General features: G+C 73.4%; 11 protein-coding genes. 10 read left to right on the forward strand and 1 reads right to left on the reverse strand.

Translation table 11 applies throughout. From position 1 onward, the window contains the following. Window positions 1–166 precede the first annotated feature (166 nt). On the forward strand, window positions 167–3,862 hold the full coding sequence (locus OG776_RS25170; protein ID WP_148008707.1) for a glycosyltransferase family 2 protein: 3,696 nt from the start codon (window positions 167–169) through the stop codon (window positions 3,860–3,862). Further along, on the forward strand, window positions 3,859–5,361 hold the full coding sequence (locus tag OG776_RS25175; RefSeq protein WP_329322559.1) for a DUF5719 family protein: 1,503 nt from the start codon (window positions 3,859–3,861) through the stop codon (window positions 5,359–5,361). The genes OG776_RS25170 and OG776_RS25175 overlap by 4 nt, the downstream gene beginning before the upstream one ends. An 89-nt stretch (window positions 5,362–5,450) precedes the next feature. Here OG776_RS25175 and OG776_RS25180 read toward each other — a convergent pair whose 3' ends face one another. Further along, window positions 5,451–5,900, reverse strand: a complete 450-nt coding sequence (locus OG776_RS25180) for a metallopeptidase family protein (RefSeq protein WP_187285569.1) — start codon at window positions 5,898–5,900, stop codon at window positions 5,451–5,453. A gap of 353 nt (window positions 5,901–6,253) precedes the next feature. Between OG776_RS25180 and OG776_RS25185 the strand changes: the two genes are divergently transcribed. The 8 genes from OG776_RS25185 (at window position 6,254) to ahcY (ending at window position 15,935) form a co-directional block, all read left to right on the forward strand. Then, on the forward strand, window positions 6,254–6,628 hold the full coding sequence (locus OG776_RS25185) for a DUF3499 domain-containing protein (RefSeq protein WP_187285568.1): 375 nt from the start codon (window positions 6,254–6,256) through the stop codon (window positions 6,626–6,628). A 230-nt stretch (window positions 6,629–6,858) separates the two neighbouring features. After that, window positions 6,859–8,475 carry an L-lactate permease gene (locus tag OG776_RS25190; protein ID WP_148008705.1) on the forward strand — a complete coding sequence of 539 codons (1,617 nt, stop codon included), beginning with the start codon at window positions 6,859–6,861 and terminating at the stop codon, window positions 8,473–8,475. Window positions 8,476–8,664: 189 nt separating this feature from the next. Beyond that, on the forward strand, window positions 8,665–10,026 hold the full coding sequence (locus tag OG776_RS25195) for a phosphomannomutase/phosphoglucomutase (protein WP_148008704.1): 1,362 nt from the start codon (window positions 8,665–8,667) through the stop codon (window positions 10,024–10,026). A gap of 271 nt (window positions 10,027–10,297) precedes the next feature. Then, window positions 10,298–10,468 carry a Trm112 family protein gene (locus OG776_RS25200; RefSeq protein WP_148008703.1) on the forward strand — a complete coding sequence of 57 codons (171 nt, stop codon included), beginning with the start codon at window positions 10,298–10,300 and terminating at the stop codon, window positions 10,466–10,468. Window positions 10,469–10,557: 89 nt separating this feature from the next. After that, complete coding sequence (locus OG776_RS25205) at window positions 10,558–11,685, forward strand: SIS domain-containing protein (protein ID WP_329322560.1); 1,128 nt, start codon at window positions 10,558–10,560, stop codon at window positions 11,683–11,685. 93 nt (window positions 11,686–11,778) lie between these two features. Beyond that, window positions 11,779–12,939, forward strand: a complete 1,161-nt coding sequence (manA, locus tag OG776_RS25210; protein WP_148008701.1) for a mannose-6-phosphate isomerase, class I — start codon at window positions 11,779–11,781, stop codon at window positions 12,937–12,939. A 164-nt stretch (window positions 12,940–13,103) separates the two neighbouring features. Then, window positions 13,104–14,081 (forward strand): cation diffusion facilitator family transporter, encoded by a 978-nt coding sequence (locus OG776_RS25215; RefSeq protein ID WP_148008700.1) that lies wholly within the window; start codon window positions 13,104–13,106, stop codon window positions 14,079–14,081. A 396-nt stretch (window positions 14,082–14,477) separates the two neighbouring features. Further along, window positions 14,478–15,935 carry an adenosylhomocysteinase gene (gene ahcY / locus OG776_RS25220; protein ID WP_148008699.1) on the forward strand — a complete coding sequence of 486 codons (1,458 nt, stop codon included), beginning with the start codon at window positions 14,478–14,480 and terminating at the stop codon, window positions 15,933–15,935. The last annotated feature ends 99 nt before the right edge of the window (window positions 15,936–16,034 follow it).

Below are 16,034 nucleotides of genomic sequence, written 5' to 3' on the forward strand. Positions count from 1 at the left end.
TCTCCGTACCGACACGTAACGAACGGCCCGTCGCAGGTGGGTTATCCACAGGCGGCGGGCCGCCGTGTTGCCCAGCCGTTAGTGTGGGCCCTCGTCCGAGACGTCCAGCTGTCCCCGCCGGACACAGGCGTCCACCGCAGTCCATCGAACCGGGGCCCGTACCTCGATGTCCGTGCACAGCCATACGGCAGCCCAACAAGACGCTGCCGCTCCTGAGTTCCCGCGCCACGTGGTGACCGCGGTGCTCGTCTCCCACGACGGCGCCCGCTGGCTGCCCGACGCGCTCGCCGGCCTGCTCGGCCAGGAGCGCCCCGTGCAGAACGCGGTGGCGGCCGACACCGGCAGCGCGGACGACTCCGCCCAGCTGCTGACCGACGCACTCGGCGCCGACCGGGTGCTTCACCTCGCCCGCCGGACCGGCTTCGGCCAGGCCGTCGAGGAGGCCATCCGCGGCACCGGCGTGCTCACCCCGGACGACCTGCCCTACCTGAAGCGGCCCAGCGGCTGGGACCCCGTCACCCGAAGCTGGCGCGACGACGCGTACGACATGCCGGAGCTCCCGTACGGCGAACCCGAGCAGTGGCTCTGGCTCCTGCACGACGACTGCGCCCCCGAGCCCGACGCCCTCGCCCAGCTGCTCCGCGTCGTGGAGAACGAACAGGAGCTCGGCCAGGACGTCGCCGTCGTGGGCCCCAAGCTCCGCGGCTGGTACGACCGGCGCGCCCTCCTGGAGGTCGGCGTCACCATCGCCAACTCCGGCCGCCGCTGGACCGGTCTGGACCGTCGCGAGCAGGACCAGGGCCAGCACGACCACGTCCACCCCGTGCTCGCCGTCTCCACCGCCGGCATGCTGATCCGCCGCGACGTCTTCGAGGAGCTCGGCGGCTTCGACCGCCGCCTGCCCCTGATGCGTGACGACGTCGACCTGTGCTGGCGCGCCCAGTCCGCGGGACACCGCGTCCTGGTCGCCCCCGAGGCGGTCGTCCGGCACGCCGAGGCGGCCTCCCGTGAGCGCCGCACGGTCGACTGCGTGGGGCGCACCTCCGCCTCCCCGCACAAGGTCGACAAGGCGGGTGCCGTCTACACCCTCCTGGTCAACGCGCGGACGGTCCAGCTCCCCTGGATCCTGGTCCGCCTCGTCGTCGGCACGCTGCTGCGCACCCTCGCCTATCTCGTCGGCAAGGTCCCCGGCCAGGCCGTCGACGAGATCCGCGGTCTGCTCGGGACCCTGCTGCGGCCCGAGCGGATCCTCGCGGGCCGCCGCAGGAGAGGCAGCCCCCAGGTCGACAAGGGCGAACTGCGCGCCCTGTTCCCGCCCCCCGGCGCGACGGTGCGGGCGACCGTCGAGCAGGTCGCGGGCAACCTCATGGGCAGCGACGACCCCGAGGCCACCTCCGGCGCCGGACGGCACGGCGGCGCGGTGGAGTCCGGGCCCGGCGGCGACGACGCCGACTTCCTCGAGATCGAACAGTTCGCCCGGCTCAAGCGCATCGCCCGCAACCCCGGCCCGATGCTCTTCCTGGTGCTGCTGTTCGTCTCCCTGCTCGCCTGCCGCGGCCTCCTCGGCGGCGGGGCGCTCGCGGGCGGCGCGCTGCTGCCCGCGCCCGCCGACGCCTCCGAACTCTGGTCGCGCTACCTCGACGGCTGGCACCCGGTGGGAGCGGGCGGCACCGAGTCCGCGCCGCCCTACCTCGCGCTCGTCGCGCTGCTGTCCTCGCTGCTCCTCGGCTCCACCGGGCTCGCGGTCACCGTGCTCATGGTGGCCTCCGTGCCACTGGCCGGCTTCGCCGCGTACTTCGCCTCCCGTCCGCTCGTCGAGTCGCGCCTGCTGCGCGCCTGGGCGTCCGTGACGTACGCGTTCCTGCCCGCGGCGGCGGGCGCCCTCGCGGGCGGCCGCATCGGCACCGCCTTCCTCGCGATCCTGCTGCCGCTCATCGCCCGCGCGGGCGTCGCGGCGAGCGGGCTCGCGCACGCCTCGGGCGCGCGCGGCAGCTGGCGCGCCACCTGGGCGTACGCCCTGCTGCTGACGTTCACCACCGCGTTCACGCCGATCGTCTGGCCCCTCGCGCTGGTCCTCGGCGTCGCGCTCCTCGCGGTGCGCCGCCGGGAGCTCACCGCGTACGGGCCGCGGTTCCTGGCCCAGCTCGGCACCCCGCTGCTGGTCCTCGCCCCCTGGTCGCTGACGCTGCTCCCGTTCGGCTTCTTCAAGGAGGCCGGCCTGCCCTACGGCCCGAGCGCGGCCTCCGCGCTCGACCTGCTCGGCGCGAGCCCCGGCGGCCCCGGCACGGTCAGCGGACTGATGCTCATCGGCATCGTGCTCGCCGGGCTGGCGGCCCTGCTGCGGGGTGAGCGGCAGCGCGCGGTCTGGACCGCCTGGGTCGTGGCCCTGGTGGCGCTCGTCTTCGCGGTCCTGTCCAACAAGTCGGCGTGGGCCGGGCCCGCCACCCTGGTCTACGGTCTCGCGCTGCTCACCGCCGCCGCGCTCGGCGCCGACGGGGCACGCGCCCGCGTGGCCGAGCAGAGCTTCGGCTGGCGGCAGCCGGTCGCCGCGCTCATCGCCCTCGCCTCGGCCGCGGGCCCGCTGCTCGTGGCCGCCGGCTGGATCATCGGCGGCGCCGACGGTCCGGTGGAGCGCCGCGACCCGGTGCAGGTGCCGGCGTTCGTCGCCGAGGAGAGCGGCACCCGAGACCAGGCCCGCACTCTGGTGCTCGACAGCGAGACCGGTGCCCGCGTCGGCTACACCCTCGTCCGCGGTTCCGGCGCGCGCATGGGCGACGGCGAACTCGCCGCCTCGGGCGGCGAGAACGAGCGGCTCGACAAGGTCGTCGCCAACCTCGTCGCGGGCTCCGGCGCCGACCAGGCGGAGCAGCTCGGCGGCTTCGCCGTGCGCTACGTCCTGGTCCGCAAGGGCGCGCCCCGTGAGGTGAGCCGCGTCCTGGACGCCACCCCGGGTCTGTCCCGGCTCAGCCAGCAGGACGGAAGCGCCCTGTGGCGCCTGGACCGCCAGGTCTCGCGTGCCTCGGTCGTCCCCAAGTCCGGTGAGCCGCTGTCCATCGCCGCCGGACCCGTCGAGCTGCACACGACCGTCCCCGCCGGCTCCGAGGGCCGCGTCCTGCGGCTCGCCGACACGGCGGACGCGGGCTGGACGGCCACCCTGGACGGAAAGCCGCTCACCCGCACCACCGTCGACGGCTGGGCGCAGGGCTTCGAACTGCCCGCGGACGGCGGCAGGCTGGACGTCGCCTTCGACGCCCCGCTGGGCCACACAGGCTGGCTGTGGGCGCAGGGCGCGCTCGCCGTCGTCCTCGTGGTCCTCGCCCTGCCCGGGCGGCGCCGGGACATCGACGACGACCTGCCCGAGGAGCCGGCCCTGCCCGCCCAGGACAGCACGGGCGACGGCCGCCGTGCCCGTCGGCTGCGCGCCCAGGCCGAGGCGGAGGCGGAGGCCGAGGAGGCGGTCCGGACGGACCAGGACCCGGACGGCTTCGATCCCGCGGAGTTCGAGCCCGCGGAGGAGGAGCGGGAGCACGCTCCCGCCGCGGTCCCGCACCAGCAGACGTACGACGACTGGGAGACGCCCGGCTACGGGGGCGCCGACTACGGTTCCTACGGCGCCGAGCAGTACCAGGGCGCGCAGCAGTACCCGGCGGACACCTACGAACAGCCCTACCAGGCCGACCCGTACCAGGCGGACCCCTACCGGAGCGGGCAGTACGACCCGTACGGGTACGGGAACACGTCGTCGTACGACCAGGCGTACCAGCAGGGCTACGGGACGGCGTACGACCCGCAGCAGCCGCCGATGCCTCCGCAGCCGCCGCACGGCACCGACAGTGAGCGCCCCGACGGGAGCCAGCAGTGAACCGCACCACCCTGTCCCTGATCGCCGGTGCGACCGCGCTCGCCGCCGTCACCGGCTTCGCCTCCATGAGCGCGCCCGCCGCCTCCGGCGACAGCACCGCCACGGCGGCCGTCCAGCGGCCCGTGGAGCGCAGCCGGCTGCTGTGCCCTCAGCCCAGCACGTCCGACCTCGCGGAGACGGCTTACACGTCGTTCACGCCGGTCACCGAGGGCACGGGCGGCGACGGCAAGGCCGAACTGCAGTCCGCGACCGAGGAGTCGGCGGACGGGACGAGCGGCAAGAAGACCGGGAAGAAGGCGGCCGGGCCCGTGGTGGAGCCCAAGGCGCCGGGCAAGCCGGCCACCGGCGACAGCTCGGGCGCCGAGGGACCCGCCCTGGTCGGCACCGCCGAGGGCAGGTTCGCGCCCGGCTGGACGGTGCAGGAGACCACCGAGGTCGCCGCGGGCACCGGTCGCGGTCTGCTCGGCACCAACTGCACCGCCCCGGACACGGAGTTCTGGCTCCCGGGCGCCAGTACCGCCGACAGCCGCACCGACTACGTGCATCTGACCAACCCGGACGACTCGGCCGCCGTCGTCGACGTCGAGCTGTACGGCAAGGACGGCAGGCTCAAGTCCACCGTGGCGGACGGCATCACGGTCCAGCCGCACGCGAGCGAGCCGCTTCTGCTGAGCACGCTCACCGACGCGCCGCAGACCGACCTCACGGTCCATGTGACCGTCCGCAGCGGCCGTGTCGGCGCGGCCGTCCAGGCCCTGGACGACCGGACCGGCGGCGACTGGCTGGGCGCCTCCACCGACCCGGCGGGCAGCCTCGTCCTGCCGGGCATCCCGAAGGACGCCACCTCCGTGCGGCTGGTCGCCTTCGCCCCGGGCGACCAGGACGCGGACCTGAAGGTGCGGCTCGCGTCGCCCTCGGGCCTGATCACCCCGGCCGGCAACGAGACGCTGCACGTCAAGTCCGGCATGACCGCCGCGGTCGACCTCGGTGACGTCACCCGCGGCGAGGCGGGCTCCCTGGTGCTCACCCCCAGCGGCAACACCTCCGTGCCGGTCGTCGCCGCCCTGCGGGTGGTTCGCGGCAAGGGCGACAAGCAGGAGTCGGCGTTCATCCCGGCCACGGCGCCGGTCGCGGCGCGCTCGACGGTCGCCGACAACAGCGCCAAGGGCAGCACGCTCGCCCTCTCCGCGCCCGGCCGGACCGCCCAGGTCAAGGTCACCGCGTCGGCGGGCAGCGAGGGCGGCACGCCCGCGACGAAGACGTACACGATCAAGAGCGGGACGACCCAGGACATCGACGCGCCGGTGCCGAGCGGCCTGCGGGGCACGTACGCCCTCACGGTCGAGTCGGTCTCCGGAGGACCCGTCTACGCCTCCCGGACGCTCGCCTCCACCCAGGAGGGCGTACCGGGCTTCACGATCCAGACGCTCCCGGACGACCGCGGGACGGTGGCGGTCCCGGAGGCCGAGCAGGACCTGTCGGTCCTGCTCAAGAGCTGATCACGGCGGGGCGATCCCGTACGGGTGATCCACCGGGTCCCGGGAGGACGCGGTGGATCCTCGTTCCTCCCCGTACCGCGGGTGGGTCCTCACTCCTCGCCGTACCGCGGGTCGACCGTCTCCGGAGTCAGCCCCAGCAGTTCCGCGACCTGCTCCACGACGACCTCGTGGACCAGCGCGGCGCGCTCGTCGCGGCCCTTGGTGCGGATCTCGACCGGGCGGCGGTAGACGACCACTCGCGCGGGACGGCCCTCACGGGCGGCGATCGTGCCGCCCAGCGGCACGGCCTCGTCGTTCCAGCTCTCGCCGGGGCCGTCCAGGCGCGGGACCTCCAGGACCATGAAGTCGATGTCGGCCAGTTGCGGCCAGCGACGCTCCAGTCGCTCCACGGAGTCCTGCACCAGGTCCGCGAAGACCTCGGCGCGGCTCGCGGAGAGCGGCACCTGGGGCGGTGCGACGGGGCCGCGCATGCCCCGTCCGTGGCGATCACGGCGGCGGGGCCCGGGTGCTGCGGCGCGAGGCGGTACGGGGGTGTCCATCACTGACGAAGCGTAGTCCTCGCGGCGGCCGCGCGCCCGGCCCCCACGCGACAGTCCGCCGACCCCGCGGCGAGCGCCCGGCAGGTGGTCCGGATGTCGCCGGATGACCATTCCGGCCAAGCTTGGGCTCGATTCCGTATCCCTCCGGGACCGCCGTACACATGGCATTTGACATGATGTGCACCAAGTGGCGATCGGACCAAGGTCTGTTCGGCCTCCCGGCGGCGGCGATCCTCCCAGGCCGGCGAGGCGGGCCCGGAGAGCCCTGTGGGCGGTCTCACAGCACGACACGGTGGGGTGACCTGGGGGAGAGTCGTCGCGGCCCGCTCAAGAGTGCGGTACCGTCCAACCTCGTGAGCCCTGTACGTCGCTGTTCGCGAACCGCTTGCGGCCGTCCGGCCGTTGCGACGCTGACGTACGTCTACGCCGACTCGACCGCGGTCCTCGGCCCGCTCGCCACCTACGCCGAACCCCACTGCTACGACCTGTGCGCCGAGCACTCCGAGCGCCTCACCGCCCCGCGCGGCTGGGAGGTCGTCCGGCTCGCCGACGCCTCGACCCCCTCCCGCCCCAGCGGTGACGACCTGGAGGCGCTCGCCAACGCGGTGCGCGAGGCGGCCCGTCCGCAGCAGCGCGCGGCCGAGGGCGGCGGCAGCGCGCGGTCGGCGGACCCGATGGAGGTCGCCCGCCGCGGCCATCTGCGGGTCCTGCGCTCCCCGGACAACTGAGCGTCCCCTCCGTCCACTTCCCGCGTTCGGGATCCCGCCACCAGGCGTGACCAGCGCCCGGCGTCCGCGTCCCGGCCGGCCCGGCGCTCCGCTTTTCCGTGCCCCCCTGTCACAGGGCCGTGCACGACCATTGACGGCCGGTTGTCGCGGACACGACCATTTCGGCACTCGCGAGAAATCGCTTTCCGCATCGCGGAAGGTCCCGTGCGGCCGAATCCGGGGAGGCCCCCGTGTACGTCCAGGAAGTGGAACCCGTCGCCGGCTCGCTCGGCCTGTCCGCCCTCGTCGCGGCCCTGCCCCTCCTCGTCGTCCTCGTCCTGCTCGGCGGCGTCCGGATGAAGGCGCACCTGGCCGCCCTCCTCGGGCTGCTCGCCGCCGCGCTGGTCGCCCTGTTCGCGTACGGCATGCCGTTCGGCCAGACGCTGTCCAGTGCCGCCCAGGGGGCCGCCTTCGGGGTCTTCCCCATCCTGTGGATCGTCGTCAACGCCCTGTGGGTGTACCGGATGACGGTCCGCACCCGGCACTTCGACGTCCTGCGGCGCTCCTTCGGACGCCTCTCCGACGACCCCCGCATCCAGGCACTCGTCGTCGCCTTCTGCTTCGGCGCGCTCCTGGAGGCGCTCGCGGGCTTCGGCGCACCCGTGGCGATCTGCTCCGTGATGCTGGTCGCGCTCGGCTTCGACCCGGTGCGCGCGGCCGTGGTGGCGCTCGTCGCCAACACCGCGCCGGTCGCCTTCGGCGCGATGGGCACACCGGTCGTCACCCTCGCCCAGGTCACCGGCGTGCCACTCGACTCCGTGGCCTCCGTGGTGGGCCGTCAGACCCCCCTGCTCGCCCTCGTGGTGCCCCTGTTGCTCGTCGCCCTGGTCGACGGACGGCGCGGACTGCGGGAGACCTGGCTGCCCGCCCTGGCGTGCGGAGTCGCCTTCGCCGCCGCCCAGTTCGCCGCCTCCAACTACGTGTCCGCCCAACTCGCGGACATCGCGGCCGCCTTGGCGGGTGCCGCGGCGCTGGTCGCCCTGCCGCGGGCCCGCCGGCCCGCCGCCGAACCCGTACGTGTCGCGGTCCTGACCGGCGTACGCAGCGAGGACCTGGACGAGGAGGACCCGCGCCCCGACGTCCTGCGCGCCTACGCCCCGTACGCCCTGATCGTCCTCGTCTTCTCGGTCGCCCAGATCCCGGCCGTCAAGGACTGGCTGGCCGGAGCGACCCGGACGTTCGACTGGCCCTTCCTGAACGTCCTCAATCCGCACGGCGAACCGGTCGGCGGCAACGTCTTCACGCTCCCGCTCGTCTCGACCGGCGGCACCCTCGTCCTGCTCGCCGGACTCGGCACGGCCGCCGTCCTCGGCGTGCGCGCGCGGACCGCCGCCGAGGAATGGGTGGCCACCGTCCACGAGTTGAGGTTCGCGATCCTCACCGTCACGTCCGTGCTGGCCCTCGCCTATGTGATGAACCTGTCGGGACAGGCCGCGACGATCGGCCAGTTCGTGGCCGCGGCCGGCGCCGGTCTCGCCTTCCTGTCACCCGTCCTGGGCTGGTTCGGCGTCGCCGTCACCGGCTCCGACACCTCGGCCAACGCCCTCTTCGGCGCCCTCCAGGTCAGCGCGGCCCGTGAGTCGGGGCTCTCTCCCGAACTGCTCGCCGCCGCCAACAGTTCCGGCGGCGTCCTCGGCAAGATGATCTCGCCGCAGAACCTCACCATCGCCTGCGCCGCGGTCGGACTCGCGGGCCGCGAGGGGGATCTGCTGCGCAAGGTGCTGCCGTGGAGCGCGGGGCTGCTGCTGATCATGTGCCTGATCGTGCTGGGGCAGAGCTCGCCCGTCCTCGGATGGATGCTGCCCTGACCGGGCGGGACGCTGCCGCCCAGGCCGGTCGGGGCGCCGCGCGTGCCGGGCCGGGCCCGCGGGGCGTCGCCGGATGACGGGAGGGGCTTCCCAGGTGACGGTCGCGCGTCCGATGCACCTCCGCACGGCGGGCGGTCGGCACGGACGGGTAGCTTGGGGTGACCGAAGTGGACTTCTGGAGGGTTGGCCGTGACTGCTGATCTGTCGCAGCTCGTGAAGGCGTACGACGTACGCGGGGTGGTCCCCGACCAGTGGGACGAGTCGATGGCCGAGCTGTTCGGGGCCGCCTTCGTCCAGGTGACCGGAGCGGAAGCCATCGTGATCGGGCACGACATGCGGCCCTCGTCGCCCGGCCTCTCGCGGGCCTTCGCGCGCGGCGCGGCGGCCCGCGGCGTCGACGTGACCGAGATCGGACTCTGCTCGACGGACCAGCTGTACTACGCGTCGGGCGCGCTCGATCTGCCCGGCGCCATGTTCACGGCCTCGCACAACCCCGCGAAGTACAACGGCATCAAGATGTGCCGCGCGGGCGCGTCCCCCGTCGGCCAGGACACCGGCCTCTCCGAGATCCGCGAACTCGTCGAGTCCTGGCTCGACTCGGGCGCCCCGGTCCCGGACGCCACGCCGGGCACCATCACCGGGCGCGACACGCTGGAGGACTACGCGGGACACCTGCGCTCGCTCGTCGACCTGAGCTCCATCCGCCCCCTGAAGGTCGTCGTCGACGCGGGCAACGGCATGGGCGGACACACCGTCCCGACCGTCTTCGCAGGCCTGCCGCTCGATCTCGTCCCGATGTACTTCGAGCTCGACGGCACGTTCCCGAACCACGAGGCGAACCCCCTGGACCCGGCGAACATCGTGGACCTCCAGCGGCGCGTCCGCGAGGAGGGCGCCGACATCGGCATCGCCTTCGACGGCGACGCGGACCGCTGCTTCGTCGTCGACGAGCACGGCGACCCCGTCTCGCCGTCCGCCGTCACCGCGCTGGTGGCCTCCCGCGAACTCGCCAAGCACGGCGGCGGCACGGTCATCCACAACCTGATCACCTCCTGGTCCGTCCCGGAGGTCGTCCGTGAGCAGGGCGGCACGCCGGTCCGCACCCGCGTCGGCCACTCCTTCATCAAGGCCGAGATGGCCCGCACCGGCGCGATCTTCGGCGGCGAGCACTCCGCGCACTACTACTTCCGCGACTTCTGGAACGCCGACACGGGGATGCTGGCCGCCCTCCACGTCCTCGCCGCGCTCGGCGGCCAGGACGGCCCGCTCTCCCAGCTCGTCGCCGCGTACGACCGCTACGCCGCCTCCGGTGAGATCAACTCCACCGTCGACGACCAGACGGCCCGCCTCACCGCGATCAGGGACACCTACCAGGGCCGTGAGGGCGTCACCATCGACGAACTCGACGGCCTGACCGTCACCGCGGACGACTGGTGGTTCAACGTCCGCCCGTCCAACACCGAGCCCCTCCTCCGGCTCAACGCGGAGGCCAGGGACGAGGCCACGGTGGCCAAGGTCCGCGACGAGGTCCTGGACCTCATCCGGGGCTGAGGCACCCGTTTCAGGGGCCGCGGACCCGCCACGGCCCCTGAACCCCCTCGCCCCACGCCACCCGACGAGACCCGTCGGCGCGGGCCGCCACGTCCGGCCCGTCCGGCGCCCGAGGACGAGCCGTCGCGGCGACACGGCGGCCCCGGGGCGGCAGCCCCCGCCACAACCCCCCGCTCCCCGGAGGGCCCACCCCCGCCACCTAACTCCGGCACCCGGCCCCCCACAGCGGTACTCTGACCAGGCCGCATCCACCTGTTCGAAAGGACACCCCATGCCGCTCGAAGCCGGCCTCCTGGAGATCCTCGCCTGCCCGGCCTGCCACGCCCCGCTCCAGGAGCAGGAGAACGAGCTGGTCTGCACGGGACAGGACTGCGGCCTCGCCTACCCCGTCCGGGACGGCATCCCCGTACTGCTCGTCGACGAGGCCCGCCGCCCGGCGTAGCGAACCACCGGGCGCCGCCACCACCCGGGCGCCCGTCCCGCACCACAGCGACACAGGCGACACACCGGCGATCGGGAGGCTGCCGACCCATGCTCGACGACTCGCTGCTCGACGACCCAGAGGCGCTCGCCCGCGCCGACCGTCGTGAGCTTCTCCGCGGCGCCGCCGAGGCCGGCGCCCGCGTGCGTACCGCGGCCCGGCACGCCACGGAGGCCGGGATCCCGGACCTGAAGCCGGACGGCCGCCCCCGCGCGGTCCTGATCGCCGGCCCCGGACTGGCCGCCACCGGAGTGGCCGAACTGCTCGGCACACTCGCCGGGGCCAGCTGCCCCGTCACCCGGCTCACCCCCACCGGCGTCGCCCCCGCGGGCGGCGCCCTGCGCTGGGAGCTCCCCGGCTGGGCCGGCCCGGTGGACCTCGTACTGATCGCCACCCCGGACGGCGCCGAACCAGGACTCGAACTCCTGGTCGAGCAGACGTACCGGCGTGGCAGCTCCGTCGTCGCGGTCGCCCCCGCCGGCACCCCGATCGCGGAGGCCGTCCAGGGCACGCACGGCCTCTTCGTACCGATGGCGACCGCCCCGTACGAGCCGAACTCACCCCTCGCGGCCTCGGCCCCCGGCGTCCTGTGGGCGCTGCTCACCCCGCTCCTCGCCCTGCTGGACCGCACCGGACTGGTCACCGCGCCGCCCGAGGCGCTGCAGAAGGTCGCCGACCGCCTCGACCAGGTGGCCGAACGCTGCGGTCCGGCCATCGCGACCTACGGCAACCCCGCCAAGACGCTCGCCGCCGACCTGGCCGAAGCACTCCCGGTGATCTGGACCGAGGGCACCTCCGCCGGTCCCGCGGGCCGCCGGTTCACCGCCGCGCTCGCGGAACTGGCCGGGCGTCCCGCGCTCGCCGCGGAGCTCCCCGAGGCGCTCGCCGCCCACAGCGTCCTGCTCTCCGGCGCGCTGGCCGCCGCCGCCGACCCCGACGACTTCTTCCGCGACCGTGTCGAGGAGCAGCAGGTCCTGCACGCCCGCGTGGTCCTCCTGCGCGACCGCCCGGCGGGCGGCCTCACCGCCGCGCCCGCCGCCCGCGAACTGGCCCTCAGCCACGACACCGCGATCAGCGAGCTCGAACCCGAGGAGGGCGCCGACCTCGAGACGCTCGCCGAACTGATCGCCGTCACGGATTTCGCCGCCGTTTACCTGGCGCTCGCCTCGGGTGCCTGACCTTGAGCCACACCGGCTGACACCCCACGGCGCACGGGCGCCCGGGTGGGGAAACGACCGCAGAGCAGCGTACGTACGGAGAAAACAGCACACATGGACCGCCTCGACAACACCGTCCGCCCCTACGCCTGGGGCTCGACCACCGCCATACCGCGGCTGCTCGGCGTCGAGCCGACCGGCGAACCGCAGGCGGAGATGTGGATGGGAGCGCACCCCGGCGCCCCCTCGCTCACGGCGCGCGGTCCGCTCACCGAGGTCATAGCCGAGGACCCCGAGAAGGAGCTCGGCCGCGCGGCCGTCGCCAAGTTCGGCCCCCGGCTGCCGTTCCTCCTGAAGATCCTCGCCGCGGGCGCCCCCCTCTCCCTCCAGGTGCACCCGAACCTCGAACAGGCGCGGGAGGGCTACGCGGACGAGGAGCGCCGGGGCATCCCGGCCGACGCCCCGCACCGCAACTACAAGGACGCCAACCACAAGCCCGAACTCATCTGCGCGCTCACCGAGTTCGACGGTCTGTGCGGCTTCCGCGCCCCGGAGGAGGCCGCCGCCCTCCTCGCGGCCCTGGACGTCGACTCGCTCAAGCCGTACGTCGACCTGCTGCGCGCCCACCCGGAGGAAGCGGCCCTGCGCGAGGTCCTGACGGCCGTGCTCAGCGCTGACCCGGACGAGACGGCCCGCACGGTCACCGAGACCGCGGCCGCCTGCGACCGCCTCGGCGGCGCCCACGCCCCGTACGCCGACATCGCCCACCACTACCCCGGCGACCCCGGCGTCCTCGCGGCGATGCTCCTGAACCACGTCCGGCTCCAGCCCGGCGAGGCCCTGTTCCTCGGCGCCGGCGTCCCGCACGCCTATCTGAACGGCCTGGGCGTCGAGATCATGGCCAACAGCGACAACGTCCTGCGCTGCGGCCTGACCCCCAAGCACGTCGACGTACCCGAACTGCTGCGCGTCGTCCGCTTCGAGGCGGGCGACCCCGGTGTCCTGCGCCCGGAGGAGTCCCCCGGCGGCGAGGAGGTCTACGCGACCCCCATCGACGAGTTCCGCCTCTCCCGCTACGTCCTCGCGGAGGGCGCCGCCCCGCACGACCTCACCCGCGAGACCCCGCAGATCCTGCTCTGCACGGCGGGCTCGGTCCTCGCGGACGGCGAGGTCCTGGCTCCCGGCCAGTCGGTCTTCGTGCCCGCCGGTGAGAAGGCCGTGGTGTCGGGTGCGTCGGGTTCCGGCACGATCTTCCGTGCGACAGTGGTCGCCTGACGGGGTGACGGCAGCCGCCCGGCCGGTCGCCGGAGGTGACCGGCCGCGGCGCCGCCGGACCGGGCTGCAACAATGGCCCACCGCAAAGGGCGGGCAAAGCCCGGACCGGGGTACGAGGGTACGGACGGGGTCCGGGACGGCGTACGAAGGGACAGCAGGAGCAGATGAGCGCTTCAGGCGGCACCAGGGCGATCGTGGCGGCACTCGGCGCGAACCTCGCGATCGCGGTATCGAAGTTCGTCGCGTTCGCCTTCAGCGGTTCGTCCTCGATGCTCGCCGAGGGCGTCCACTCGATCGCCGACTCCGGCAACCAGGCCCTGCTCCTGATCGGCGGGAAGAAGGCCCAGCGCGAGGCGACGCCCCAGCACCCCTTCGGCTACGGCCGTGAGCGCTACATCTACGCCTTCCTGGTCTCCATCGTCCTGTTCTCCGTCGGCGGCATGTTCGCCGTCTACGAGGGCTACGAGAAGATCAAGCACCCGCACCAGATCGAGCACTGGTACTGGCCGGTGGGCGTCCTGGTCTTCGCGATCATCGCCGAGGGCTTCTCCTTCCGCACGGCCATCAAGGAGTCCAACGAACTGCGCGGGAAGCTCTCCTGGTCGCAGTTCATCCGCCGCGCCAAGGCCCCCGAGCTCCCGGTCGTCCTCCTGGAGGACTTCGGCGCGCTGATCGGCCTGGTCCTCGCCCTCGGCGGCGTCGGCCTGGCCCTGCTCACCGACGACGGCCTCTGGGACGGCATCGGCACGCTCTGCATCGGCGTCCTGCTCATCCTGATCGCCCTGGTCCTGGCCGCCGAGACCAAGTCCCTGCTGCTGGGCGAGGCGGCCGGCGCCGACGAGGTGAAGAAGATCGAGACCGCGATCGTCGACGGCGACACGGTCACCGGCATCATCCACATGCGCACCCTCCACCTCGGCCCGGAGGAGCTCCTGGTCGCCGCCAAGATCGCCGTCCAGCACGACGACACCGCGGGCGAGGTCGCCTCCGCGATCAACGCGGCCGAGGCCCGCATCCGGGAGTCCGTCCCGATCGCGCGCGTCATCTACCTGGAGCCGGACATCTACAGCGAGGCCGAGGCGGCCAAGGGCGCGGACCCCGACGCCACCCCGGGGGGCCCGGCCCGGCCCGCCGAACACTGATCCGAGCACAGGCCCCGAGCACTGGCCCCGGACACCCCGGACCCCGCCCCTCCCGCACCCGTACCCCGACCGCCCGGACCCCGGCCGGCCGGGCGGCGGTCCCGCGCCCCGGCGCCCGTCCGCCCGAACGCTAGGGGTTTCCCGGGTCCGTCCACGGCACACTTTGGCCGGAGCCGGACTGGGGAGGCCTGGGGTGACCGGTGTAGCTTGGTGACTGAGCCAGACGTCGCTGCTGATGGCGGTCGGGCGGTCCCACCGCGGACCGACCGAGGGAGAGAGGGCCTCCGACGGACTGAGCTGCGCGCCGGGCACGCCTGTGCCCGAGGGCACCCTTGTGCCCGCCGTCGCGCAGTACAGCCGTACCCACCTCGCCACGATCCCGAGGAGCAGCTCCCCATGACGACTGTCGACAACCGACAGGACTTCAAGGTCGCCGACCTCTCCCTGGCCGACTTCGGCCGCAAGGAGATCACCCTCGCCGAGCACGAGATGCCCGGCCTGATGTCGATCCGCAAGGAGTACGCGGCCGCGCAGCCCCTCGCCGGCGCCCGCGTCACCGGCTCCCTGCACATGACGGTGCAGACCGCCGTCCTCATCGAGACCCTCGTCGCCCTCGGCGCCGAGGTCCGCTGGGCCTCCTGCAACATCTTCTCCACCCAGGACCACGCCGCCGCGGCCATCGCCGTCGGCCCGAACGGCACGCCGGACAACCCGCAGGGCGTCCCGGTCTTCGCCTGGAAGGGCGAGACCCTGGAGGAGTACTGGTGGTGCACGGAGCAGGCGCTGACCTGGCCGAACACCCCCACCGGCGGCCCGAACATGATCCTGGACGACGGTGGTGACGCCACCCTCCTCGTCCACAACGGCGTCAAGTACGAGAAGGACGGCAAGGTCCCCTCGGTCGACTCCGCGGAGAACGACGAGCACCGCGTCGTCCTCGAACTCCTCAACCGCACCATCACCGACGGCTCGCAGAAGTGGACCCAGCTCGCCTCGGAGATCCGCGGCGTGACCGAGGAGACCACGACCGGCGTGCACCGTCTGTACGAGATGCACCGCGACGGCAGCCTCCTCTTCCCGGCGATCAACGTGAACGACGCCGTCACCAAGTCGAAGTTCGACAACAAGTACGGCTGCCGCCACTCCCTGATCGACGGCATCAACCGCGCCACCGACGTCCTCATCGGCGGCAAGACCGCCGTCGTCTGCGGCTACGGCGACGTGGGCAAGGGCTGCGCGGAGTCCCTGCGCGGCCAGGGCGCCCGGGTGATCGTCACCGAGATCGACCCGATCTGCGCCCTGCAGGCGGCGATGGACGGCTACCAGGTCACGACGCTCGACGAGGTCATCGACAAGGCCGACATCTTCGTCACCACGACCGGCAACAAGGACATCATCATGGCCTCCGACATGGCCAAGATGAAGCACCAGGCGATCGTGGGCAACATCGGCCACTTCGACAACGAGATCGACATGGCCGGCCTCGCGCAGATCCCCGGCATCGTCAAGGACGAGGTCAAGCCCCAGGTCCACACCTGGAAGTTCCCCGACGGCAAGGTGCTCATCGTGCTGTCGGAGGGCCGCCTGCTGAACCTGGGCAACGCCACCGGCCACCCGTCGTTCGTGATGTCCAACTCCTTCGCGGACCAGACGCTGGCCCAGATCGAGCTGTTCACCAAGCCCGAGGAGTACCCGACCGACGTCTACGTGCTGCCCAAGCACCTCGACGAGAAGGTCGCCCGCCTCCACCTCGACGCCCTCGGCGTCAAGCTCACGACGCTCCGCCCGGAGCAGGCCGCCTACATCGGCGTAGAGGTCGAGGGCCCGTACAAGTCGGACCACTACCGCTACTGAGCACCCCGCCGAGCGGCCGCACCGGCCGCGCGGCGTACGGACGTCGACAGGCCCCCGCCCCCGTGGCGGGGGCCTGTCCCCGATGAGGACCTGAACGCC

The organism is Streptomyces sp. NBC_01689 (assembly GCF_036250675.1).
In the GTDB taxonomy this organism is placed as follows: Bacteria; Actinomycetota; Actinomycetes; order Streptomycetales; family Streptomycetaceae; genus Streptomyces.